At 56.6% G+C, this 23,366-nt stretch carries 23 protein-coding genes and 1 riboswitch; of the genes, 15 read left to right on the forward strand and 8 right to left on the reverse strand.

Going from position 1 to position 23,366, the window contains the following annotated elements; genetic code table 11:
- Window positions 1–13 precede the first annotated feature (13 nt).
- The 9 genes from AC2FNC_RS08475 to cmk all read left to right on the forward strand — a co-directional run bounded on the left by AC2FNC_RS08475 (window position 14) and on the right by cmk (window position 9,059).
- Complete coding sequence (locus AC2FNC_RS08475; RefSeq protein ID WP_496715054.1) at window positions 14–835, forward strand: outer membrane protein; 822 nt, start codon at window positions 14–16, stop codon at window positions 833–835.
- 136 nt (window positions 836–971) lie between these two features.
- Window positions 972–1,994 (forward strand): PhoH family protein, encoded by a 1,023-nt coding sequence (locus tag AC2FNC_RS08480; protein ID WP_480494855.1) that lies wholly within the window; start codon window positions 972–974, stop codon window positions 1,992–1,994.
- Window positions 1,995–2,030: 36 nt separating this feature from the next.
- Window positions 2,031–2,525 (forward strand): rRNA maturation RNase YbeY, encoded by a 495-nt coding sequence (gene ybeY / locus AC2FNC_RS08485; protein ID WP_480473791.1) that lies wholly within the window; start codon window positions 2,031–2,033, stop codon window positions 2,523–2,525.
- Between the two features lie 35 nt (window positions 2,526–2,560).
- The gene (locus AC2FNC_RS08490) at window positions 2,561–3,448 is read left to right on the forward strand and encodes a hemolysin family protein (protein ID WP_480476819.1); all 888 of its coding nucleotides are present in this window, start codon (window positions 2,561–2,563) and stop codon (window positions 3,446–3,448) included.
- Window positions 3,445–4,959, forward strand: a complete 1,515-nt coding sequence (lnt, locus tag AC2FNC_RS08495) for an apolipoprotein N-acyltransferase (RefSeq protein WP_480554532.1) — start codon at window positions 3,445–3,447, stop codon at window positions 4,957–4,959. The genes AC2FNC_RS08490 and lnt overlap by 4 nt, the downstream gene beginning before the upstream one ends.
- A gap of 30 nt (window positions 4,960–4,989) precedes the next feature.
- A riboswitch (SAM-SAH riboswitch) is annotated at window positions 4,990–5,038 on the forward strand.
- Window positions 5,039–5,043: 5 nt separating this feature from the next.
- Window positions 5,044–6,225, forward strand: a complete 1,182-nt coding sequence (gene metK, locus AC2FNC_RS08500) for a methionine adenosyltransferase (protein ID WP_480518737.1) — start codon at window positions 5,044–5,046, stop codon at window positions 6,223–6,225.
- A 94-nt stretch (window positions 6,226–6,319) separates the two neighbouring features.
- Window positions 6,320–7,030, forward strand: a complete 711-nt coding sequence (trmB, locus tag AC2FNC_RS08505; protein ID WP_480473788.1) for a tRNA (guanosine(46)-N7)-methyltransferase TrmB — start codon at window positions 6,320–6,322, stop codon at window positions 7,028–7,030.
- A gap of 68 nt (window positions 7,031–7,098) precedes the next feature.
- Complete coding sequence (gene aroA / locus AC2FNC_RS08510) at window positions 7,099–8,445, forward strand: 3-phosphoshikimate 1-carboxyvinyltransferase (RefSeq protein WP_480488258.1); 1,347 nt, start codon at window positions 7,099–7,101, stop codon at window positions 8,443–8,445.
- Window positions 8,442–9,059 carry a (d)CMP kinase gene (gene cmk / locus AC2FNC_RS08515; protein ID WP_480488256.1) on the forward strand — a complete coding sequence of 206 codons (618 nt, stop codon included), beginning with the start codon at window positions 8,442–8,444 and terminating at the stop codon, window positions 9,057–9,059. The genes aroA and cmk overlap by 4 nt, the downstream gene beginning before the upstream one ends.
- A 24-nt stretch (window positions 9,060–9,083) precedes the next feature.
- Here the strand turns inward: cmk and AC2FNC_RS08520 are convergent, their stop codons facing one another.
- Window positions 9,084–9,560, reverse strand: coding sequence for a YHS domain-containing (seleno)protein (locus AC2FNC_RS08520; protein WP_480473785.1), 477 nt, complete (start codon window positions 9,558–9,560; stop codon window positions 9,084–9,086).
- Between the two features lie 629 nt (window positions 9,561–10,189).
- Between AC2FNC_RS08520 and rpsA the strand changes: the two genes are divergently transcribed.
- The 6 genes from rpsA to AC2FNC_RS08550 all read left to right on the forward strand — a co-directional run bounded on the left by rpsA (window position 10,190) and on the right by AC2FNC_RS08550 (window position 17,129).
- Window positions 10,190–11,866 carry a 30S ribosomal protein S1 gene (gene rpsA / locus AC2FNC_RS08525; RefSeq protein WP_480473784.1) on the forward strand — a complete coding sequence of 559 codons (1,677 nt, stop codon included), beginning with the start codon at window positions 10,190–10,192 and terminating at the stop codon, window positions 11,864–11,866.
- Between the two features lie 270 nt (window positions 11,867–12,136).
- Window positions 12,137–12,421 (forward strand): integration host factor subunit beta, encoded by a 285-nt coding sequence (gene ihfB, locus AC2FNC_RS08530; RefSeq protein WP_050603110.1) that lies wholly within the window; start codon window positions 12,137–12,139, stop codon window positions 12,419–12,421.
- A gap of 7 nt (window positions 12,422–12,428) precedes the next feature.
- A complete protein-coding gene (locus AC2FNC_RS08535; RefSeq protein ID WP_209505811.1) occupies window positions 12,429–12,779 on the forward strand; it encodes a lipopolysaccharide assembly protein LapA domain-containing protein in 351 nt (116 codons plus the stop codon).
- A gap of 5 nt (window positions 12,780–12,784) precedes the next feature.
- Complete coding sequence (locus tag AC2FNC_RS08540; RefSeq protein WP_480473783.1) at window positions 12,785–13,429, forward strand: phosphoribosylanthranilate isomerase; 645 nt, start codon at window positions 12,785–12,787, stop codon at window positions 13,427–13,429.
- Window positions 13,430–13,527: 98 nt separating this feature from the next.
- Entirely contained in the window at window positions 13,528–14,775 is a 1,248-nt protein-coding gene (trpB, locus tag AC2FNC_RS08545; RefSeq protein WP_480473782.1) for a tryptophan synthase subunit beta, read from the forward strand.
- Window positions 14,776–15,473: 698 nt separating this feature from the next.
- Window positions 15,474–17,129 (forward strand): Ig-like domain-containing protein, encoded by a 1,656-nt coding sequence (locus AC2FNC_RS08550; RefSeq protein WP_496715057.1) that lies wholly within the window; start codon window positions 15,474–15,476, stop codon window positions 17,127–17,129.
- Between the two features lie 28 nt (window positions 17,130–17,157).
- Here AC2FNC_RS08550 and AC2FNC_RS08555 read toward each other — a convergent pair whose 3' ends face one another.
- The 7 genes from AC2FNC_RS08555 to AC2FNC_RS08585 form a co-directional block, all read right to left on the reverse strand.
- Window positions 17,158–17,532: a DUF2237 family protein gene (locus AC2FNC_RS08555; RefSeq protein ID WP_480473780.1), complete on the reverse strand. Its 375-nt coding sequence runs from the start codon at window positions 17,530–17,532 to the stop codon at window positions 17,158–17,160.
- Between the two features lie 9 nt (window positions 17,533–17,541).
- Entirely contained in the window at window positions 17,542–18,705 is a 1,164-nt protein-coding gene (locus tag AC2FNC_RS08560; protein WP_480473779.1) for a serine hydrolase domain-containing protein, read from the reverse strand.
- Window positions 18,706–18,788: 83 nt separating this feature from the next.
- A complete protein-coding gene (gene pth / locus AC2FNC_RS08565; RefSeq protein ID WP_480518747.1) occupies window positions 18,789–19,469 on the reverse strand; it encodes an aminoacyl-tRNA hydrolase in 681 nt (226 codons plus the stop codon).
- A 143-nt stretch (window positions 19,470–19,612) separates the two neighbouring features.
- Window positions 19,613–20,260, reverse strand: coding sequence for a 50S ribosomal protein L25/general stress protein Ctc (locus AC2FNC_RS08570; protein WP_480473778.1), 648 nt, complete (start codon window positions 20,258–20,260; stop codon window positions 19,613–19,615).
- A 247-nt stretch (window positions 20,261–20,507) separates the two neighbouring features.
- Window positions 20,508–21,674: an alpha-hydroxy acid oxidase gene (locus tag AC2FNC_RS08575; RefSeq protein ID WP_480546307.1), complete on the reverse strand. Its 1,167-nt coding sequence runs from the start codon at window positions 21,672–21,674 to the stop codon at window positions 20,508–20,510.
- 145 nt (window positions 21,675–21,819) lie between these two features.
- Entirely contained in the window at window positions 21,820–22,611 is a 792-nt protein-coding gene (gene trpA / locus AC2FNC_RS08580; protein ID WP_480518752.1) for a tryptophan synthase subunit alpha, read from the reverse strand.
- A gap of 79 nt (window positions 22,612–22,690) precedes the next feature.
- Window positions 22,691–23,179, reverse strand: a complete 489-nt coding sequence (locus AC2FNC_RS08585) for an acyloxyacyl hydrolase (RefSeq protein WP_496715061.1) — start codon at window positions 23,177–23,179, stop codon at window positions 22,691–22,693.
- Window positions 23,180–23,366: the final 187 nt, after the last annotated feature.

A 23,366-nucleotide genomic window follows, 5' to 3' on the forward strand; every position in this document is an offset into this window, starting at 1 on the left:
GGGGCGCAAGGATTTGCGCCTGCAAATCGGCAATATACCGGTCCCGGAAAACGGGATGAGGGAGGTACGAGTGACGACTTTCAATAGCTTTACGAGCCTGAGCAGGTTGAAAACGCTGACACTAACTGCCGCTGTTACACTGATTGCCAGCGCATCCATTGCCGGTGATTTGAAAGGTGAGATAAGCGATCCGGAAGTGGTCAGCCCGAAAAGATTCAGCAGCGATGTCAGTGCTTTTTATCTGGGGCTTACTGGTGGTTATGGCGCTGGTGGGGACGATCGATTTGGCCTGACAACACCCGGCGGACAGTTTGATATCGGTGATCAGGATTTGTCGGGAGCATACGGGGGGGTCCGGGGCGGCTGGCGTGGCATTTTACCTGCAAGGGAAGGGCGCGACTATGTCTACGGCTTCGAAATCGGGTATGAATTCGGATCTCTTGACGACACTGTCAGCAGGCGGATCGGCAGCGTCAATGTGCAGGGCGGAACAAAGATATCGGATGTTCTGGCAGTCCGATTTCGCAATGGTCTGACGAACCGCAGCGGACGAATTCTGTATTTTTTTAGCGTCGGATATCTGTGGGGCGATGTGGAAACAACCAACAGTATTGCATCGGCCACCTCGGTTCAGAATTTCCCGGTGTCAGATCGGCGGAACGGCTATTCGGCAAGCATAGGGGCCGAGCATAGGTTGTCCGACAATTGGTCGATTACGGGCGAATATGAATATGTCCAGTTCCAATCAAAAGACATCCAGTTCAGTTCTGGCTTCTCCACAAAGTCCACACCAAAATACAGCGGATTAAGATTCGGGCTGAATTACACCTTCTGATGTTCATCCAATCGGCAACCAATCACCGTTAAATCGGCTGTTATGACATCTCAGCATTTATTTTTTAAACTGTGGCTTGCGCCTACCAAGATTTGTTGTCTACGCTCGGGGTGAACAGCCAAGACAGGAGAGCGGATTGGCCATCGGTGCCCTGACCCCACCGCAAGATGAAATGCCCCAACACGAGGCGTTCGTAGAATTTCCCGACAACCGATTGCTGATTGACCTGTGCGGTGAATATGACCGCAATCTGGCTGAGATCGAAACCAAGCTTTCGGTCCAGATTGTACGCCGCGGCAATCAGCTTGTTGTGATGGGCGATGAAGATGCTCAGAAACAGGCGGTTGAGGTGCTTCAATCGCTTTACACTCGGCTTGAAGGTGGGCGCGAGGTTGAGGCCGCAGACGTCGATCGCGAGTTGCGGATGGGTGTTTCGGAACAGGGAACCGGTAGCCGCGATGGCGATCAGCTTGAGATGTTCAAGGGCGGTTCGGTCGAGATCAAAACCCGCAAGAAGTTGGTTGAACCGCGCACCGACGCCCAGAAAGCCTATGTCCAGTCACTGTTCAAGAATGAGCTGGCCTTTGGAATTGGTCCGGCGGGGACGGGTAAGACCTATCTGGCGGTGGCGGTCGGGGTTTCGATGTTCATCGGCGGGCATGTGGACCGAATCATCCTGAGCCGTCCGGCGGTCGAGGCGGGCGAAAAACTGGGCTATCTGCCGGGTGACATGAAGGACAAGGTCGACCCTTACATGCAGCCGCTTTATGACGCGCTGAACGATTTTCTGCCCGGAAAACAGTTGGCCAAGCTGATCGAAGAAAAACGAATCGAAATCGCTCCGCTGGCCTTTATGCGCGGTCGTACGCTGGCCAACGCATTTGTGGTTCTGGATGAAGCGCAAAACGCCACCACGATGCAGATGAAGATGTTCCTGACCCGTCTGGGCGAAGGAAGCCGCATGGTCATAACTGGCGACCGGTCACAGGTCGATTTGCCGCGTGGCGTTCAATCGGGCTTGGCGGATGCTGAGAGGTTGTTGAAAACAATCCCGAATATCAGCTTCAACTACTTCACCTCGAAAGACGTGGTGCGTCACCCGCTTGTCGCTGCGATCATCGAGGCGTATGAGGCCGATGCGGGCCGTGAAACCACGTGAACACATAGCCCGCTAACGAGGCTGTTGCGCGGTAAGATGACCCTGGAACTCATTTTCGAAGACGAAAGGTGGCAAGATCTTGAGGTCTTGTCACAAAAGGCGATTAACGCCGTTCTGACCCATTGCGGATTGGCCCCGGAGCAGTGCGAAGTCAGTATATTGGGATGCAACGATGCGCGGATTTCAGAACTGAACGCTGAATTTCGCGGTAAACCGACGCCCACCAATGTGCTGAGCTGGCCTGCGGAAGACCTAGCTCCGGATGAGCCAGGGCAATCACCACGCCTGCCAGAGCCGGATTTTACCGGCGAGATTGTTCTGGGCGATATTGCGATTTCCTATGACACCTGTGCCCGCGAGGCGGCCGAGGCCAACAAGGCAATGAGTGACCATGTGACCCATTTGCTTGTTCACGGAACGTTGCATTTGCTGGGTTATGATCACATTCGTGACCCCGATGCCACCTTGATGGAAGGGATTGAGGTCAAGATACTTGGCAAATTGGGTATTGATGACCCATATAAGGTATAATGTGGGTTCAAGACCCGATCAGTTGGAACAAGGTAATGGGCGATATAGAAGGCAGTTCTAGGGCGGCGCAAAGCGCGCAACCTCAGGACAGCAGTACTGAAACGGAAGAGAAAACCGGTCTGTTTTCTCGAATCCTCGAAGTGTTTTCGAGCGATGATACTCAACCGGACCAGACGGTGAACGGACAAAACGCGGCTGTGGCGCAGCCACGCGGGATGATTAACCTGCGCCGGATGCGCGTTGAGGATGTTGCCATCCCTACCGCTGAAATCGTCTCGGTACCTTCAACGATCACAAAAGATGAACTGGCGGATGTTTTCCGGAGCAGTGGTATGTCAAGGATTCCTGTCTATGAGGGAACCTTGGATACACCGCTTGGTTTTGTTCATCTCAAGGATTTTGCCCTGACCCACGGTTTCAACGGTGGCGGCAAAGAGTTTGATCTGACCTCGATGCTGCGGACGCTATTGTTCGTGCCGCCATCCATGCCAATCGGCGTCTTGTTGACCAAGATGCAAACCGAGCGGCGTCACATGGCATTGGTGATTGATGAATATGGCGGCGTTGATGGACTGCTCACGATCGAAGACCTGATCGAGCAGGTCGTCGGCGAAATCGCTGACGAGCACGATGCGGATGAAGACCAGCTTTGGGTGCAGGAAAAGCCCGGATGTTATGTGGTGCAGGCGCGCGTGCCGCTCGAAGATTTCGAGGCCGAGATTGGCCGGTCTCTGACCAGTCATGAAGACGTCGACGAAGAGGAAATCGATACTCTGGGCGGGCTTGTGTTTATGCTCTCCGGCCGCGTTCCGGCGCGGGGTGAAGTTGTCATTCATCCAGAGGGTCCGGAATTCGAAGTGATCGAAGCCGATCCACGCCGTATCAAACGGCTGCGCGTCATGCTGCCGGACGTTGCTGCATGACCCCAGTACGGGGCTGGCCATTATCGTTGAGATTGTTGGCCGGTGCCGCCCTTGGCGGGGTAGGCGCGTTTGGTCAGGCACCTCATCTGTATTGGGGCGCAACCGTTTTGGTTCTTGTCCTGATTGTCCCGATCTTCCTTGCCAGCGAAACCCGAGGCCGGGCGGCATGGGTCGGCTGGGCCTTCGCGACCGGCTATTTTGCCCATGCCCTCGGCTGGATCATTGAGCCGTTTCAGGTAGATGCTGAACGCCATGCCTGGATGGCCCCGTTTGCGTTGGTGTTCATGGCGGGCGGGCTGGCCTTGTTCTGGGCCTCTGCATTCGGCCTGTCGCGCAGAATTGGTGCCACGCCAGTTCGTCAAGGCATATTACTGGTTGCAGTTTTGTCCCTGGCCGAAGTGGCGCGGGGATATGTGTTGACCGGCTTTCCATGGGCTGGGGTCGCGCAAATCTGGGTGGACACGCCAGTGGCGCAGATGCTGTCTCTGGTCGGGCCGTATGGGTTGAATGTGCTGACCTTTGCCGCAACATTCCTAATTGGCGCGGCATTGGTGCAGGACAAACCCTTGGACGGTTTGGTGCGGACTCTGAGTTTTACCGGCGTTATGGCAGCGATGGCGATTGCCTACGGGTCGACGCGACCCGTCGTTCAGGGTAGTTCGCATCTGGTTCGCGTGATCCAGCCGAATGCCCCTCAGCATCAAAAATGGGATCCGGCATATGCGCCTTTGTTTTTTGCGCGTCAGGTTGAGTATACTGCAGCCTCTCCTAGACCTGACCTGATTGTTTGGCCCGAGACCGCGGTTCCCGCATGGTTGGGCAGCGCACAACCGTTTCTGTCGACTATTGCGGATGCCGCGCAGGGTGCGCCGGTGATACTGGGGATTCAGCGCGCAGAAGGTCCGAGGATTTTCAACTCGCTGATCTATCTGGATGAAACCGGGCGTCTGGCAGGGGTGTATGACAAACACCATCTGGCGCCATTCGGCGAATATGTCCCCTTGGGTGATCTGATGGGGCGTTTCGGGATCAGTGGTCTGGCAACTACAACCGGGCACGGGTTCAGCGCGGGGCCGGGCCCTGCCCTGTTGGACCTCGGCAAGCTGGGAAAGGCGTTGCCACTGATTTGCTACGAAGCCGTCTTCCCGCAAGATGTGAACGGTGCGCCGGGTCGGGCTGATTTCTTGCTGCAAATCACAAATGACGCCTGGTTTGGAACTCGGTCGGGACCGTTTCAACACCTGGTGCAAGCCCGGATGAGGGCAATTGAGCAGGGCTTGCCGATGATCCGTTCGGCCAATACCGGTATATCGGCCATGATTGACCCATTGGGTCGTTTGACTGCGTCGTTGGCTCTGGGTGAGGCTGGATATGTGGACGCCGTGCTGCCGCAACCACACCGTCGCACGACTTATGCACGTATCGGGGACAGTCCGATCGTTGTTGTCTTACTGTTTATTCTGGCAATGGCGCTGTTTGGTACCCGCGGCAACCGGGCAATTAGAGATTGACCCCAACTTTGGGCAAGCGTATGCGTCTGTGGTCTGCCACAACGGCTTCCTGGCGTGGCGGAGATACCTTAATGGAGCACATTTATGTCCCGACAGAACTATACTTTTACTTCGGAATCCGTTTCTGAAGGGCATCCGGATAAGGTCTGTGACCGTATCTCAGATGCTGTCCTTGATGCATTTCTGAATGAAGAGCCTGAAGCGCGCGTGGCCTGCGAAACCTTTGCCACGACCAACCGCATCGTTATCGGTGGCGAAGTTGGTCTGTCGGACAAGGACAAACTGCACGACTACATGGGCCGCATCGAAGAGATCGCGCGCGAGTGCGTGAAAGATATCGGATATGAGCAGGACAAATTCCACCACGAAACCGTCGAGGTTACAAACCTTCTGCACGAACAATCCGCCCATATCGCGCAGGGCGTGGATGCCGCGGACAACAAGGACGAAGGCGCTGGCGACCAGGGCATCATGTTCGGCTTCGCGACAACCGAGACGCCTGCGCTTATGCCGGCACCGATCCAGTATTCGCACGCAATCCTGCGGCGTCTGGCCGAAGTGCGCAAGAACGGCACCGAGCCTGCACTGGGGCCGGATGCGAAATCTCAATTGTCGGTCGTTTATCAAAACGGCAAACCGGTCGGCGTCAGTTCGATCGTTCTGTCGACGCAGCATCTGGACGAGGCGCTGACGTCGGATGACATCCGCGCCATCGTTGAACCTTATATCCGTGAAACTCTGCCCGAAGGCTGGTTGTCGGCTGATACCGAATGGCACGTCAACCCGACCGGAAAATTCGTTATTGGCGGGCCGGATGGCGACGCTGGTCTGACCGGTCGTAAGATCATCGTGGATACCTATGGTGGCGCAGCCCCGCATGGTGGCGGCGCATTCTCGGGCAAAGACCCGACCAAGGTTGACCGTTCGGCGGCCTATGCCGCGCGCTATCTGGCGAAAAACGTCGTAGCCGCCGGTATGGCCGAGCGCTGCACCATTCAGTTGAGCTATGCCATTGGCGTATCGAAGCCGCTGTCGATCTATGCAGACACGCATGGCACGGGCCAGATCGACGATGCTGCTATCGAAAAAGCAGTTGGTGAGGTCATGGATCTAACACCCCGCGGCATTCGTCAGCACCTTCAGCTGAACAAGCCGATCTACCAGCGTACAGCGGCTTACGGTCACTTTGGCCGCGAACCGGATGCGGATGGCGGTTTTAGCTGGGAACGCACTGATCTGGTCGACGCGCTGAAATCCGCAGTTTGATCTGAAAAATCCAAAGCGCGCCTTCAGGGGCGCGCTTTTTTTGGGGCGGTGCACGCCCTTGCAACGTACTCCACTGCGCAGTATGGCCACCGCCATGAGCACAGAGACCCCACAACGCCCGCGCAGAAACTTTTATGGCCGCTTCAAGGGCAAGACCCTGAAGCCCAGTCAAAAGACCTATCTGAACGAAGATCTGGCCGCCTTGTCGCCCGGCGCCGTGGACTGGGCCTCGAATCCCGAACGCAAGCCACTGGACCTGAACGATCTGTTCGGCGGCAAGCCGGTCTGGTTGGAAATTGGCTTCGGAGGTGGTGAGCATCTGGTGCACCAGGCGCAAAACAATCCTGACATTGGCATCATCGGGGCCGAGCCATACATCAACGGTGTTGCCATGCTGCTGGGCAGAATCCGTCAGGCAGGTGTTGAAAACCTTGCCGTGCACCCCGGCGATGTGCGCGATCTGTTCGACGTGCTGCCAGAGGCCAGCATTTCGCGCGCGTTCCTTCTCTATCCCGACCCATGGCCCAAAACGCGGCATCATCGCCGTCGATTTGTAACCCAGGAACATCTTGAACCGCTGGCGAAAGTGCTGAAACCCGGGGCGATCTTCCGGGTTGCAACTGACATTCCCGATTATGTGCGTCAGACCTTGGAAGAGGTTCCGCGCGCCGGGTTTGAATGGCTGGCCGAACGCCCTTCTGACTGGCGCGAGCCGTGGGGCGACTGGATCTCCACGCGATACGAACAGAAGGCGCTGCGCGAGGGTCGGACACCTCACTACCTGACCTTCCGACGCAAAGGCTGATTGCCGCTGGACCAACGGGCGTCAATTCGCTAATCGGCTTGAGCACTGATAGCGCAAAAGGAGCCCTCATGTCCGGACACGGCACGCCCATCCCGATGACCTCGCATCCCTGCGGCCCGCTGACCGGCACGGCCGAGGTGCCCGGCGACAAGTCGATTTCGCACCGGTCGCTGATCCTTGGTGCGATGGCCGTGGGTGAAACCAGGATTTCGGGTTTGCTGGAAGGCGAAGACGTACTGGATACCGCAAAGGCGATGCGTGCCTTCGGCGCTGAGGTCACAGAGCACGGAAACGGGGAATGGACAGTGCACGGCGTGGGTGTCGGTGGCTTCGCCGAACCGGGTCAGGTGATCGACTGTGGCAACTCGGGAACCGGTGTGCGGCTGATCATGGGGGCGATGGCGACCTCTCCGATCACGGCGACCTTTACCGGTGATGCCAGTCTGAACAAACGCCCCATGGCGCGGGTGACTGACCCTCTGGCCTTGTTTGGGGCACAATCGGTTGGGCGATCCGGCGGGCGCTTGCCGATGACCATCGTCGGCGCTGCGGACCCGACCCCTGTGCGATACGAAGTTCCTGTGCCGTCGGCGCAGGTGAAATCCGCCGTACTTTTGGCGGGTCTGAATGCCCCCGGAAAGACCGTTGTGATCGAGAAAGAGGCTACGCGTGACCATTCCGAACGGATGCTGGCTGGATTTGGTGCCGAAATCACGGTCGAGGATACCGACGAGGGCCGTGTTATCACTCTGACCGGTCGCCCGGAGCTGAAGCCACAGGTCATCGCTGTACCGCGCGATCCGTCCAGCGCGGCTTTTCCGGTTTGCGCGGCATTGATCACACCTGGATCGGATGTTTTGGTGCCGGGGATCGGTTTGAACCCCACACGCGCGGGCCTTTTTACAACCTTGCGCGAGATGGGCGCTGATCTGACCTATGAAAACGAACGCGAAGAAGGGGGCGAGCCGGTTGCCGATTTGCGCGCCAAGTACTCGCCCAACATGAAAGGCATCGACGTTCCTTCCGAGCGTGCCGCCTCGATGATTGATGAATACCCGGTTCTGTCTGTGGTGGCTGCAAATGCCACAGGCACAACGATGATGGGCGGCGTGAAAGAGCTGCGCGTGAAGGAAAGCGACCGGATTGACGCCATGGCCCGTGGCCTGCGCGCCAACGGGGTGACAGTCGCTGAAGGCGACGACTGGTGGTCGGTTGAAGGGCTGGGCATCGGCAACGTTCCGGGCGGCGGCACCTGCGAAAGCTTTCTGGATCACCGCATTGCCATGTCGTTCATGGTGATGGGTATGGGGGCGCAGAATCCCGTAAGCGTGGATGATGGTGGCCCGATTGCAACGTCGTTCCCGATCTTTGAACCACTGATGGCGTCGCTGGGCGCAAAGGTACAGCGCACGTGAGTTTCACGGTTGCCATTGACGGACCAGCGGCTGCGGGCAAGGGCACGATATCCAAGGCTGTGGCGGCGCATTTCGGCTTTGCCCATCTGGACACGGGCTTGCTGTATCGCGCTGTCGGAAGGCGGACCCTGGAAGGGGTTGACGCGCTTGAGGCCGCACAGGCCCTGACAGCGGAAGAACTTGAACAAGGCGACCTGCGCACCGCCGAGATTGCGCAGGCAGCTTCCAAAGTGGCGGTTCTTCCGGAAGTTCGTGCGGCCTTGGTCAATTTTCAGCGCGCTTTTTCCCGCAGGGCAGGTGGGGCCGTTCTGGACGGTCGTGATATCGGCACGGTGATTTGTCCGAATGCCGAAGTGAAGCTGTTTGTAACAGCCAGTGCTGAAGTGCGCGCCGAGCGACGCTTCCTGGAGCTAAGTGCAAAAGGCGCTGACGTAACCCGTGAACAGGTTCTGGCAGATGTCAGAGAACGGGATGCGCGAGATGCTGAGCGCAGCACCGCTCCGATGAAACCCGCTGAGGATGCCGTGCGGTTGGACACCACCGATTTGAGTATCGAGGCGGCGTTGGCCAAAGCCCTTGAGGTGATCAACGCAAAACTGCCCGCGACGCGTTAACGCCGCAGGCAAACGGGGCAGGTCTTACAGCTCGCCCACGGCGACGGTTTTGATATTCGCCCATTGGTCATCCGCCGTCTTTGCGGTGGCGACAACGTCCTTCAAAAAGGCTGCCCGGGTTTCCGCGTTCAGGAACAGAAACAGTTTTCCGTCTGCGACAAGGTATTGATCCGGGTCACCGTCAAACTTCTTGCCGACCGATACGCCGAATGAACAGAAGCCACCATGCTGCGGCAGGTATGCAGCAGGGTTTGCCTCGAACGCTTCACGGTTCGCGGCGGACGTGAAATAATAGGAGGCTCCGTCATAAGTTGACGAGTGAGTGGCGAAGCCTTCGACCGGGTTGCCATCATTGACCAATGCAACCAGATCAACGCCATGTGCGGCCAGTGGCGCACCAGCGGCTGAAATGCCGTTGGACACGTTGATTTCGTCAGCGGCAAAGGCCGGGGTGGACAGGGCAATTGCAGTCGCCATGGCGGCAAAGATGAGAGATTTCATAATATTTTCCTTTTGGTTCTGGTTTCGGGTCGACCTCTTTGTCGACCGATAAAGCTAAAATAGGGAAAGGATACGGAACGTTTAATCTCAGATACGTCACCAAATCTTGCAGATCGTACAAACAGTCGAATGGTTGGCGTTCACTCTCCAATTCTCCACCATCCATCCTGTGACGCAGGAAGCCGGGCGCCGCGTGACGCGCGAAAAGTTGAGACATATCACTTTTGCGTTGCATGCTGAGGCTTAGCCGCGTGGTTCGGTTCCCGGTACCAAGATTCCTTCGGGCAAGAACCTGCCGCGGACCATGCAGACTTTTTCAGTCAGAACCTGCTATCATTCAGGTTGCCATCTTGCATTGGGGATCAGCGCTAGGCAGGAGTTCCTGCGCGCGCTGCCGCGCACCATAGGCTTTGCACTTGCACCGGTTCAAGATTCAGCCTATACGCGCGCTGTCGATACAAGGGCGGTCAACGTCCGGATGACGTTTCTGAGCAGGGCCGGGTTAACTCGGCCCTTTGTGTTTGTTTGCTCGGGGCGCACCGGATCACGCCTGAAGACGTCATGAAACAAGACCGGCGGAGACAACCGCTCGGCCAGCAAAAACGTACTGTAAAGGAAATGAACGCCACATGGCTAACACATCCATGGAGGAATTCGAAGCCCTCCTGAACGAAAGCTTCGAAATGGACACGCCCGAAGAGGGTTCTGTTGTCAAAGGCAAGATCCTGGCGATTGAAGCCGGTCAAGCCATCATCGACGTCGGCTATAAAATGGAAGGCCGCGTTGATCTGAAAGAATTCGCAAATCCCGGCGAAGCCCCTGAAATCGCTGTCGGCGACGAGGTCGAAGTTTACCTGCGTGCCGCAGAAAACGCCCGTGGCGAAGCCGTCATCTCGCGCGAGATGGCCCGCCGCGAAGAGGCATGGGATCGTCTGGAAAAAGCATATGCCGACGACCAGCGTGTCGATGGTGCAATCTTTGGCCGCGTCAAAGGTGGCTTCACCGTCGATCTGGGTGGCGCAGTTGCATTCCTGCCTGGTTCGCAGGTTGACGTACGCCCCGTACGCGACGCAGGCCCGCTGATGGGTCTGAAGCAGCCGTTCCAGATTCTGAAAATGGACCGCCGCCGTGGCAACATCGTTGTGTCGCGTCGCGCAATCCTGGAAGAATCGCGTGCCGAACAGCGCGCCGAAGTCATCGGCAACCTGACCGAAGGTCAGAACGTCGAGGGCGTGGTCAAGAACATCACCGAATATGGTGCATTTGTTGACCTGGGCGGCGTTGATGGCCTGCTGCACGTCACTGACATGGCATGGCGCCGTGTAAACCACCCGTCTGAGATCCTGACGATCGGCGAAACCATCAAGGTTCAGGTCATCAAGATCAACAAAGACACTCACCGCATCAGCCTGGGCATGAAGCAGCTTCAGGAAGATCCGTGGGATCTGGTTGCCGCCAAGTACCCGCTGGGCTCGGTCCATCAGGGTCGCGTCACCAACATCACCGACTACGGCGCATTCGTCGAACTGGAAGCCGGTGTCGAAGGTCTGGTGCACGTGTCCGAGATGTCCTGGACCAAGAAAAACGTCCACCCCGGCAAGATCGTCTCGACCAGCCAGGAAGTCGACGTCATGGTTCTGGAAATCGACGGCGCCAAACGCCGCGTGTCTCTGGGCCTGAAACAGACTCAGCGCAACCCATGGGAAGTGTTTGCAGAAACACACCCCGAGGGCACCGAGGTCGAAGGCGAAGTCAAGAACATCACCGAATTTGGTTTGTTCATTGGCCTCGAGGGCGACATCGACGGCATGGTTCACCTGTCGGACCTGTCCTGGGACGAACGTGGCGAGGATGCAATCCAGAACTACCGCAAAGGCGACATGGTTTCGGCCGTTGTCTCGGAAGTGGATGTCGAAAAAGAACGTATCTCGCTGTCGATCAAAGCTCTGGGTGGTGACAAGTTCGCAGAAGCCGTTGGCGGCGTGAAGCGTGGCTCGGTCATCACTGTCGAAGTGACCGCAATCGAAGATGGCGGCATCGAGGTCGAGTACGAAGGCATGAAGTCGTTCATCCGCCGTTCCGACCTGTCGCGTGACCGTTCCGAACAGCGCCCCGAGCGTTTCTCGGTCGGTGACAAGGTTGATGTCCGCGTAACCAACGTTGACAGCAAGACCCGCCGTCTGGGCCTGTCGATCAAGGCACGCGAGATCGCCGAAGAGAAAGAAGCCGTGGAACAGTACGGTTCTTCCGACTCGGGCGCGTCGCTGGGCGACATTCTGGGTGCAGCGCTGAAGTCGGGCGACTAAGCCCGGGGCGCATCCCAAGTATGATTTACGGCCTCGCATGGAAGTGCGGGGCCGTTTTTGTTGCGAATCAACATGTTCCAAACACACTGCTAAAACTCGATATTGTTCGCGCTTGAAGTGTGTAAATCGGCCTGTCGGGCAAAATTTCCCGTGAGAATATGGCAAAATAAGGCATCAACACGCAGAGTATCCGTTCCCCCGTTCTGGGTTTTTTCCTATACTGTCAAAACAGTAGACCTGTCACACCGGCTGCCTGGGAGGGTATCTCGAATGATCCGTTCAGAACTGATTCAGAAAATCGCTGACGAAAACCCGCATCTCTATCAGCGTGATGTCGAGCGGATTGTGAACACCGTGTTCGAAGAAGTCACCGATGCCATGGCGCGCGGCGACCGGGTCGAACTGCGTGGCTTTGGCGCGTTTTCGGTGAAAAAGCGGGATGCCCGCGTAGGGCGCAACCCCCGTACCGGTGAAACCGTTCAGGTCGAGGAAAAATGTGTACCATTTTTCAAAACTGGCAAGTTGCTCAGGGATCGTTTGAACGGTAAAGCCTGACCTCATGATGCGTTACCTTCGATATGCTTTTCTTGGGACTCTCGGGATCGTTCTGATTTCCGTGTCCTTGGCGAATGTTCAGTCTGTTGAACTGAAACTGATGCCCGATGCTCTGGCCGAGCTTCTGGGCTTTAACGTCAGTACCTCTTTACCGCTTTTTCTGGTCGTTCTCGGTGGCGTTGTCGCCGGTTTGATCATCGGTTTCATGTGGGAATGGCTGCGGGAACATAAACACCGCCGCGATGCGACCGTGAAAAAAGGCGAGGTCCGCAAGCTTGAACGCGAAGTCAAGAAGCTCAAGAAAAAGCAGAACGAGGGTAAGGATGATATTCTGGCCCTACTCGACGAGGCCAGCTGAGGCTTATGTCTACCGATGTATCCGTTAAAATCTGCGGTTTGACCGCATCAGAACATGTGCGTGCTGCGGTTGAAGCCGGCGCGCGCTATGTCGGGTTCAACTTTTTTCCCAAATCGCCCCGTTACGCACCAATACCGCAAGCCGCGGCCTTGGCCGCCGAAGTACCAGTCGGCGTTGCCAAGGTCGCTCTGGCCGTGAATTTCTCGGACGCGCAGCTTGATGAGATTGTCGCTGGGGTTCCGCTGGATATGTTGCAGCTTCACGGCGGAGAGTGCCCCGAGCGTGTGGCAGAGGTCAAGCAGCGCTATGGCCTGCCCGTCATCAAGGCGATCGGTGTGGCGGAGGCCGAGGACTTGGCAGCGATTGATCTGTATTCCGAAGTTGCAGACCAGCTTCTGATCGATGCAAAGCCGCCGAAGAATTCGGAACTTCCCGGAGGCAACGGTCTTCCTTTTGACTGGCGGCTGCTGGCAGGTCGCAAATACTGGCGCAGGCCGTGGATGTTGTCCGGTGGTCTCAACCCGGACAATGTCGCTGAGGCGATCCGCATGACTGGTGCGCGGCAAGTCGATGTGGCGTCGGGTGTTGAAAGCGCGCCGGGCGTAAAGGACGCGGGACTGATACAGGCATTTATTGACGCGACACGCTGATTTTGTTTGCCTCCGCAAGGGGGCAATATGGTGCGTTTTGCCATGGCAAATCCCGCGACGACCACCTATGACAGTCAGGTACGACGAGGGAGACACCCATGGCCAACGATCTTTTCAATTCCTTCATGTCCGGCCCTGACGAGCAAGGGCGCTTTGGCATATTCGGCGGGCGTTTTGTCAGCGAAACGCTGATGCCGCTGATCCTGTCACTGGAAGAGGAATACAACAAAGCCAAGGATGATCCGACCTTCTGGGCCGAGATGGATGATCTGTGGGCCAACTATGTGGGCCGCCCCTCGCCTCTGTATTTTGCGGAACGCCTGACCGAGCATCTGGGCGGGGCGAAGATCTATCTGAAACGCGATGAGCTGAACCACACCGGCGCACACAAGATCAACAACGTGCTGGGCCAGATCATTCTGGCGCGACGCATGGGCAAGACCCGGATCATTGCCGAGACCGGGGCAGGGCAGCACGGTGTCGCGACAGCCACGGTCTGTGCGAAATTTGGTCTGAAATGCATCGTTTATATGGGTGCCCATGACGTGCAACGTCAGGCCCCGAACGTGTTTCGTATGCGCTTGCTGGGGGCCGAGGTGATCCCGGTCACTTCGGGACGTGGTACGCTGAAGGACGCGATGAATGACGCGCTGCGCGACTGGGTGACCAATGTGCGCGATACGTTCTACTGCATCGGAACAGTGGCCGGTCCGCACCCATACCCGGCGATGGTGCGTGATTTCCAGTCGATCATTGGCAAGGAAGCCAAAGAGCAGATGATGAAGGCCGAAGGCCGTCTTCCCGATACGATCATTGCGGCTATCGGTGGCGGCTCGAATGCGATGGGCCTGTTCTATCCTTTCCTTGATGACAAGGCCGTCAACATCATCGGTGTTGAGGCTGGCGGTAAAGGTGTAAACGAAAAGATGGAGCATTGCGCCTCGCTGACAGGCGGTCGTCCGGGCGTTCTGCATGGCAACCGCACCTATCTGCTGCAGGATGATGACGGGCAGATTCTGGAAGGCTATTCGATTTCGGCCGGTCTGGACTATCCGGGTATCGGGCCCGAACATTCCTGGTTGCATGAGGTTGGTCGCGCGACTTACGTCTCGATTACCGACAAGGAAGCGCTTGAGGCATTCCAGCTGTGCTGTGCCACCGAGGGTATCATTCCGGCGCTGGAACCCAGTCACGCCCTGGCGCATGTCATGAAGATCGCGCCCGAGTTGCCCAAGGACCACCTGATCTGCATGAATATGTGCGGACGCGGTGACAAGGATGTTCAGACCGTCGCAAAATACCTGAACTTCGACATGTCCGACACCGAAGGCCGCACTGCAGGGTGATTTCAACCAGGACCGCACCGGGGCTATATGCCCCGGTTGACAATCTTGATCGAACAAGCAGCGGGGAAAACCCTTCGGTCCACCCGTGATTGTAATGCCCCTTTGAAATGGCTTTCGAATCTGATTGCTGTATTGCCGGGCGCAGCCGGATGTTGTTCCTGCCCTGGCGCGGCATCCGGTTTTGTCACGCGTGCTCGCCCTCGCAAGCGATCCTTTTGGACCCGATGGAGCCCGTGCAAAGAATCGTCCACAAGCGATATCGCCCTGTTCAACTTGTGCCAGAAGGTTTCCAAATGGTGGTCAGTGTAGCAACTGGAGCCACACTGTTGCAAAAATGCTGAACTGACAGCGATTATGTCCCTTCTGTCTTTGCAGACGAATTTCAAGCGCTGCCTGTCTCACGGTTCTTTCTCCACGCGACGACACAGTAAAAATTGGGTGTTTCAAGCTGTCTGAGAGTTGGTTCAGGTCAAAACCCGGTTGTTCCAACAACACTGTGTGGTCCGCACGCCCTAGTTGAATCCCGCAGCGTTCTATACAGCGTCTTCCAATTGAATTAACTTCTCATTAACCGGCGATTTGCCGCCGGTTCTGGGGATGTCTCTGCGAAGACGGGGCAAGGATGACGCTGCTTGGGATGTGATTTTGACCCCGGGCACTCTGGTGTTTGGCACCCACGCGGTGCTGTAGGAGGTAATATGGTTTGGTCCGCAATCACGAGGCTGTCATGTCTCTGTCTTCTGGTTTCCGCGCTTTTGATGGGAAGCGTCAAAGAGGGTCTGGCATTTGGCAACCCGTCCTTTCCGTCCCAGACAGTCGCAACACCTAACGGCGGGCAGATTTTCTTTTCCAATCTCCAAGGCACTGCAACAGCGTTTATGTCTTTGGGCGTTTCGGGAGAAGGCCCCGGAGGATCGTTCTATTTCAACAATGGTGTTTTGACTCAACCTGCTATAACGCCGGCAGGATTGGCCAATCTGGGGTATATTGGCGCGACGATACTCAGCCAGAACGGAGCGGACTCCACTTACGCCACTGATGGCTATCTTGGAGTCATGTTCACCGCGCGCGAAACCGTCGGAGGGCCGCTTTACCTTTATGAAATCGCGCTGTCCGGCGTCACGAATACCCAGATTATCAACACGCGGACTTTGGCCGACACGACGCAGCCGACGGCCTCAATCGGTGCACTGACAACAATCGGCAACGGTACGTTCCAAGCGGTGATCACACTTAGTGAACCCAGCACAGATTTCACAGTGGGCGACTTGTCGGTTACCAATGCTTCAGCCACCCTGACAGGGTCCGGAACCAATTATGTCGCAACGTTGACTGCGCAAAATAACGGTACAATTGAGCTGTTTATTCCCGCTGGCGTTTTTTCTGATGCCGCCGGGAACCTGAATCTTGCATCCAACAGGGTCAGCACACAACAGGGCGTAACGGATACACAGCGACTGGTGCAGGCCTTTCAGAACGCCCGGGCCAACAGCCTTGTGACCAATCAGCCAGAGTTGACGCAGTTTCTTCAGCAATCGGGATCAGGTGCGTTGGACTCATCAGTGACGCAGGGATCGGGGTATCTGAAATTTGCAAGTGATCCAACTCAACCGGTCTGGTTCAATCTGTCCGGTAACTGGAGCTCGCAAAACGATTACGACAGTTCTTATGCCTTGGCCGTGGTGGGGGCGCATGGCTGGGTGAACTCGAACCTTCTGATCGGTGCCATGTTGCAGATCGACTATGCCGAAACCGAAAACGGCCCGGCCAGCGTGGATGGCACAGGGTGGCTGGTCGGGCCTTATGTCGTCGCAAAACTACCTAGCCAGCCGGTGTTTTTCGAGGGGCGCGTTCTGTACGGTCAGGCCGATAACGATATTTCACCGCTGGGCACCTATACCGACAGTTTCGATAGCGAGCGCTGGCTGATCCAGTCGCGCGTAACCGGAGAGATGAAGCGCGGGAACCTGACGCTTATGCCGTTGCTGGACATCAGCTATGCCAGCGACAATCAGGAGACTTATACTGATAGTCTGGGCAACCTGATTCCGCAGCAGGATTTCAGCCTGACCACCGCACGGTTGGGCATGGATTTCAGCCATCCAATCCAAGTGTCGCGCGGTCAGATGATGCTGACCGGTGGTCTATCTGGTATTTGGAGCACAACATCCGGCACAGGCACTGTTCCTGGCGTGACACCGATAGGGGATACGGCCCGTGCACGCGCTGATCTGGGTTTTGACTACCGACTGGAAAACGACAGCCTTCTGGCCGCAAATCTGTTCTATGATGGTATCGGTGAAAGCGGATTTGAAAACTACAGTGTCAGCCTGATCTGGCAAATGGCATTCTGAATCCGCCGTGTGCTATTTTGGGAGTCCGTCAGGTCTTCGCCTTGTTTTGGAGCAGAATGTCGAGCGGTACGATCTCAAGCGCGCGTTGATGTGTCGCCTCCAGATGAACCTGTGGCGCACATCCTTCGTCATGAGCTTGCAAAAACCGGCTTGCACATAAACACCAGCTGTCACCTGGGCGAAGGCCGGGAAAGCCGAATTCGGGCCGTGCCGTGCTCAGATCATTACCCACATATTTTGAGAACGCCAGAAATTCGGCTGTCATCACGGCGCAGACTGTGTGACTACCCTGATCCTCGGCGCAGGTATTGCACGCGCCATCCCGGAAAAACCCTGTCAAAGGGTCGCGTGAGCAAGGGGCCAAAAAGCCACCCAGTACATTTACACTGTCTTGTTTCTGCATAATGGCATCTTACAGACTTTCCGCAATCTTGCGGAACATTTCGATGTTAAGATCATTTACGCTGGGTTCACGGAACAGCCTGTCTGCACCAGTTGTCACAATTAGAACGCCCCTGGGCTGGTTGAAATAGATGTACTGACCATAGACACCGCGGGCCAGAAACTCTCCTTCATGTGCGCCGCGGGGAATCCACCATTGATACCCGTACCCGATCTCTCCTTGTGCGGTCGGTGCGCTGGGTTGGGTGGCTTCGAAAATCCATTCGGCAGGAACCAGTTGCTTTCCGTTCGCGATGCCGTCCTGAAGGATCATTTGTCCGAACCGGGCGAAATCACGCGTGGTGAAGTTGAGGCCACCCAAAACAAAAGCGACCCCTGCACCATCAGTGATGTAGTATCCGTCCCGCTCCAGCCCCAACGGTTGAAGTATCTTTTCCGTCAGAAGGTCTGCCACGTTCCGCCCGGTCGCACCGCGTATCACCATGCCCAGAACATGGGTGTCGATCGACACGTATTGCCAGGTTTCACCCGGCGTCGCAAAGCTGTCCCGCAGCGAGGCTGCGAAATCGTCCAACTCACCACCCAGCGCAACCACACGCCCCATCCGATTGATGTCGGAATTTGGGTCGAGATAATCTTCATCAAACGTCACGCCGCTTGCCATGTTCAGCACGTTGCGGATCGATGCAGCCTCATACGCGCTGCCCTTCAGTTTGGGCGCATATTTGACAACCGGGTCATCCAACGACCCGATTGCACCCTCTTGCAGCAGGATACCGAAAAGCGCCGAAAGATAGCTTTTGGCGACCGACCAGGAAATCCTCCGGTCATCAGACCCGGTTCCAAGATAATATTCCTCGAACCTGATTTTGCCGTCCTGCATAACCAGCAACGACGTGACCGCGCGTTCATCGATCCAGCTGTCGGTTCCCTCCGGCAGCTCGAACCCTTCGCCATAAGGCAGGTCCCAGGTAGGTGCGTCGCCACGCGGCAGGTTCACGGTTAGAAAAGCTTCGTCCATGTGCGAGAAATTGTGAACGATCTTCTCTTCAGAAAATAAAGAGTTTACGGCCAAAAGGCGCTGCAACTCTTCGCGTTTCCACAGCCCGACGGCAGTGGCGGCCAGAACCAGCGCCAGCACGATGCGCAGCACCCACTTCAAGATGGATTTCATCGCATTGCCTCCCTAGTTGGGCGGTATTGGAACGCGGGAGATCACATTCCGCAACCTCTACGTAACGGAAAGAGGCCGACGTGCTACCTGAATTTGTCCAAAAGCTTCTGCATCGCCGACCGGTCATCGTCCGCGGCGTCGGGTGCGCCTGTTGAAGGTGTGTCGGTTTTTGGGGCAGCGTTCTTTGATGATCGCGGCGGGGCAGTGCGCAATGCAACCGCATTCATGAACTTGCCGCCCTCGTCCTGTGCCAGGTAGGGTGCTCCGTCCGAAACACCCCAAAGAACGTCGTCCAGCCATTCGGCTTCGGATTTTGCAAAGTCGTTCAGGACATATCCCGACACCATTTCCTTGCGGCCCGGATGCCCGATCCCAAGGCGCACGCGATCATAAGCCGCCCCGATATGCTCATGGATCGAGCGCAGACCGTTGTGCCCGGCGTGCCCGCCCCCTGCCTTGACACGCAGCTTGCCCGGAGCAAGGTCCAGCTCGTCATGGAACACAACAACGTCGGTGGAGTCGAGCTTGTAAAACCGCATCGCCTCGCCGACGGATTGACCCGAACGGTTCATGTAGGTTTGCGGTTTCAACAGCAGGACTTTCTCGGTGCCAAGTCGACCTTCCGAAATCTCGCCCTGAAACTTCGATTTCCAGGGGCCAAACCCGTGATCCTCTGCGATCCGGTCCAGGGCCATGAACCCGATATTGTGCCGGTTCCGGGCATATTTCTGGCCCGGGTTTCCCAATCCAACAAACAGCTTCATGTTTCCGTTTTGCCTCTGTAGCTCCAAAGCCATTTCATGCCCGGAAATTGCCAGGAAATCCAGTCAGGCCTGATGACTGAACCCGCAAAAAAAAACGGGGCTCACCCGAGCCCCGCTTCAAAGTCGGAAACATTGTTCCAGACTTATTCTTCTTCTTTTCTGACAACTTCGACTTCATCGGCTGCAACTTCACCATCTTCATCGTCGTCGCTGGTGGACAGGCCAGTCGGTGCCGAGATGTTGGCAATCACAAAGTCACGATCGATGGTCGGTTTGGTGCCCTCAGGCAGTTCAACCGACGAAATGGTCACGACGTCATTGATGTTCAGACCGGTCAGATCAACAGTGATCTTTTCAGGAATGTCACCGGCGGTGCAGATCAGTTCGACTTCCGGGCGGACAACGGTCAGAACGCCACCCTTTTTGATGCCAGGGGCCACCCCTTCATTGATGAACTCAACGGGGATGAACAACGCGATCTTGGTGGTCCGGCGCAGGCGCATCAGGTCCAGATGGGTCGGCAGGTCTTTGACGACATCACGCTGAACGTCGCGGCAGATGACGCGCACGTCATCGTGGCCTTCAACTTTCAGGTTCCACAAGGTCGACTTGAACCGGCCCGCTTTCAGGCGCTTGAACAGGACGTTGAACGGGATCTGGATTGGCAACGGATCTTTGTCACCACCAAATACGATGCCCGGAACCATGCCGTCGCGGCGTGCCTGACGAGCGGCGCCCTTGCCTGTCCCCGTCCGTTCCAGAGCTACGAGATCAGGAATCTCACCAGCCATGATATATTCTCCAATGTTAGGGCGGGCATCCTCCAAGGCTGTATACCCGCGTGAAGCCGCGTCCTTAGCTTGATTCACCCGATTTGGAAAGAGGTAATCTTGCCATGCGTTCAGCTGGGTTCCACCGCCTATCCCGGAGTGTCGATCTGGCGGACGGATGAAGGATCCCCAGCTTCATCTGGCCAAAAATATCCCGGGGGAGGCGCCCGGAACGGGCGTCGGGGGCAGAGCCCCCCTGTTTGACCGGTTACGCTTGCCAGCGGCCCCCGAAGTTTTCAGGTATCAGCAGATTGTGACGCCCCAACGCGGCCACGTTTTTCTCACCACAAAGCGCCATTGTAGTGTCAAGCTCCCTCTGGATCAGCTCAAGCGCCGTGGTGACACCTTTCTGACCCATGGCACCCAGACCATACACAAACGCGCGGCCAACATAGGTCCCTTTGGCCCCAAGCGCCAAGGCTTTGAGCACGTCTTGCCCGGACCGGATGCCGCTGTCCAGATGCACCTCGATATCGCCACCGACCGCATCCATGATCTCGGGCAGGACACGAATTGAGCTTAGCGCGCCGTCAAGCTGACGCCCACCATGGTTTGACACGACAATTGCATCGGCACCCAGCTTGGCGGCCATCCTTGCGTCCTCTGCATCAAGGATGCCCTTGAGGATCACTTTCCCGCCCCATTGCTCCATCAGTTTTTCAACCTTGGACCAGTCAAGGCTGGGGTCGAACTGTTCTGCGGTCCAGGCCCCCAATGACGATGCGTCCGAAATACCATGCACATGCCCCACGATGTTGCCGAACTCGCGCCGCTGGGCCCGCAGCATTTCAATGCCCCATACCCATTTGGTCATCAGGTTGGCGATGGTTTTTGCCGTCAGTTTGGGCGGGGCCGACAGACCGTTTTTCAGGTCCTTGTGCCGTTGGCCCAGAATTTGCAGGTCGAGCGTGATCACCAGTGCGGAACATCTGGCATCTTTTGCCCGCTGGATCAGGCGGTTGATGTAGTCCGTGTCTTTCATTGTATAAAGCTGGAACCAGAATGGCTTGTCGGTATACCCGGCCACATCTTCGATCGAGTTGATGGACATGGTGGACAGCGTAAAGGGTACACCAAATTCCTCGGCGGCTTTGGCGGCCTTCATCTCTCCGTCTGCATGTTGCATCCCCGTCAACCCGACCGGGGCAAGCGCCACGGGCATTGAAACGTCTTCGCCAATCATTTGCGAAGTTGTCGACCGACCGGACATGTCGACCGCAACCCTTTGGCGCAGGCGAATTTTTTCGAAGTCGGTGCTGTTGTCGCGAAAGGTCTGTTCTGTCCAGCTGCCGCTTTCGGCGTAGTCATAGAACATACGAGGCACGCGGCGTTCATATATGCGTTTGAGGTCTTCGATATTGGTGATCACAGGCATGAAAACAGGGCTCCGCTCACTTTGGTTAGTTTTCCTTACCAATTCATTCCCAAGGCTGCAATGTCTTGACGTCACAGTGAAGGGTCACAAAAAACCCGCCGCGGTATCCGCGACGGGTCATCATTCTCGCATGTTGGCTGCGAAATCAGGCGCTGTGCGCGCCATCCGAAAGAGATTTCACAAAGGTCAGCACGTCGGCCACAGGTTTACCTGCGCCGATCTGGCTGACGATCGCTGACCCGACCACCGCGCCATCCGACACCGAGGCAATATTGCGCGATTTCTCAGGCGTGTTGATCCCGAACCCCACGATCACCGGCAGATCGGTCGCGGCCTTGATGCGGGCAACCTCGGGGCCAACATCGGTTGCTTCTGCCTCGGCTGCGCCAGTGATCCCGGTGATCGAGACATAATAAACAAAGCCAGAAGTGTTTTGCAGAACACGTGGCAGGCGTTTGTCATCCGTAGTCGGGGTCGCCAGGCGAATAAAATTCAGACCTGCCGCTTGCGCGGGCAGGCAGAGTTCTGCGTCCTCCTCGGGGGGAAGGTCCACCACGATCAAACCGTCAATCCCTGCCGCTTTTGCATCGGCCAGAAACGCGTCAACACCCCGGCTGTAGATTGGGTTGTAATACCCCATCAGGACAATGGGGGTTGTATCGTCCGTTTCCCGAAACGTTCGTGCCAGATCCAATGTGCGTTGCAAGGTCATGCCCCGCTCAAGCGCACGTTGGCCTGCGGCCTGAATAGTAGGGCCGTCGGCCATCGGGTCGGTAAAGGGCAGGCCCAGCTCGATAACATCCACGCCAGCACCAGGCAGGCCTTTGACCACTTCAAGCGAAGTGTCATAGTCGGGATCCCCGGCCATGACATAGGCGACAAAGGCCTTCTTGCCTTCAGCTTTCAGGGCGGCGAACTTGGCGTCGATACGGGTCATCGGATGTCCTTGCACTCGGGTTTCGACCTGATGTGCAGAAACTTTGACCGAAAATCAATCCCGCCCGGACAGGAATGGATCAGAAGCCCAGATGATAGCGTACCAGCAGGGCATTCACGCCCGGGTTCTCGTCATTTGTGCTGGCGTTGGATTTATGGGTAAGTGCGACAGACACGCTATTGCCATTGTTCAGGTTATAGCCAAGTCCCAAAAGGCTGCGAATCTGGAAATCGCCCCCCAAATCATTCAGGTCGTTGCTGGCGTTATAATACCCAGGCATCACGCTGCCTTCCACGAACCAGCGATCGCTTAGCGCATACTGCCCGATCAGGCCCGCGCCGATATGCGTGTCCCCATCCTCATCTACGGTTAGGGCCGCGCCCAAACCGGTGCGAAACCGCGTGGCCTGATGAAATGGCGTGTGGTGGTATTCGATCGAGATCAGACCCTGATCTTCAGATGTGTCTTCAGAATAGTCCGCGTATCCGGCACCAAAAACAACGGTCTGGGCTTGGGCTGACGCGCAGGCCGTTGCCGCCAGTACGGTTGCAAGAAAAAAGTGTTTCATCTGTGTCCGCAAACAAAAAGTGATCGTGCGCTATTAACTGGTATTCGTAGCCGTCGTTTTTCAATTTCGGCAAGAACACGTTTTCCAAACGATTTTGTGATGTGGCGAAATGGACTCTGCCAAAGAGCCGCCAGCAATCCCTTGCGCAATCAGGCGGACCTGCATAGAAGCTGCGATCGTATTCTAT

It is taken from the genome of Ruegeria sp. BHSA123, from assembly GCF_059613425.1.

Coding starts and splice junctions, on each gene's coding strand:
- ybeY (WP_480473791.1), top strand. CDS start 2,031: ATGACCCTGGAACTCATTTTCGAAGACGAAAGGTGGCAAGATCTTGAG.
- AC2FNC_RS08490 (WP_480476819.1), top strand. CDS start 2,561: ATGGGCGATATAGAAGGCAGTTCTAGGGCGGCGCAAAGCGCGCAACCT.
- lnt (WP_480554532.1), top strand. CDS start 3,445: ATGACCCCAGTACGGGGCTGGCCATTATCGTTGAGATTGTTGGCCGGT.
- metK (WP_480518737.1), top strand. CDS start 5,044: ATGTCCCGACAGAACTATACTTTTACTTCGGAATCCGTTTCTGAAGGG.
- trmB (WP_480473788.1), top strand. CDS start 6,320: ATGAGCACAGAGACCCCACAACGCCCGCGCAGAAACTTTTATGGCCGC.
- aroA (WP_480488258.1), top strand. CDS start 7,099: ATGTCCGGACACGGCACGCCCATCCCGATGACCTCGCATCCCTGCGGC.
- AC2FNC_RS08520 (WP_480473785.1), bottom strand. CDS start 9,560: ATGAAATCTCTCATCTTTGCCGCCATGGCGACTGCAATTGCCCTGTCC.
- rpsA (WP_480473784.1), top strand. CDS start 10,190: ATGGCTAACACATCCATGGAGGAATTCGAAGCCCTCCTGAACGAAAGC.
- ihfB (WP_050603110.1), top strand. CDS start 12,137: ATGATCCGTTCAGAACTGATTCAGAAAATCGCTGACGAAAACCCGCAT.
- AC2FNC_RS08535 (WP_209505811.1), top strand. CDS start 12,429: ATGCGTTACCTTCGATATGCTTTTCTTGGGACTCTCGGGATCGTTCTG.
- AC2FNC_RS08540 (WP_480473783.1), top strand. CDS start 12,785: ATGTCTACCGATGTATCCGTTAAAATCTGCGGTTTGACCGCATCAGAA.
- trpB (WP_480473782.1), top strand. CDS start 13,528: ATGGCCAACGATCTTTTCAATTCCTTCATGTCCGGCCCTGACGAGCAA.
- AC2FNC_RS08550 (WP_496715057.1), top strand. CDS start 15,474: ATGGTTTGGTCCGCAATCACGAGGCTGTCATGTCTCTGTCTTCTGGTT.
- AC2FNC_RS08555 (WP_480473780.1), bottom strand. CDS start 17,532: ATGCAGAAACAAGACAGTGTAAATGTACTGGGTGGCTTTTTGGCCCCT.
- AC2FNC_RS08560 (WP_480473779.1), bottom strand. CDS start 18,705: ATGAAATCCATCTTGAAGTGGGTGCTGCGCATCGTGCTGGCGCTGGTT.
- pth (WP_480518747.1), bottom strand. CDS start 19,469: ATGAAGCTGTTTGTTGGATTGGGAAACCCGGGCCAGAAATATGCCCGG.
- AC2FNC_RS08570 (WP_480473778.1), bottom strand. CDS start 20,260: ATGGCTGGTGAGATTCCTGATCTCGTAGCTCTGGAACGGACGGGGACA.
- AC2FNC_RS08575 (WP_480546307.1), bottom strand. CDS start 21,674: ATGCCTGTGATCACCAATATCGAAGACCTCAAACGCATATATGAACGC.
- trpA (WP_480518752.1), bottom strand. CDS start 22,611: ATGACCCGTATCGACGCCAAGTTCGCCGCCCTGAAAGCTGAAGGCAAG.
- AC2FNC_RS08585 (WP_496715061.1), bottom strand. CDS start 23,179: ATGAAACACTTTTTTCTTGCAACCGTACTGGCGGCAACGGCCTGCGCG.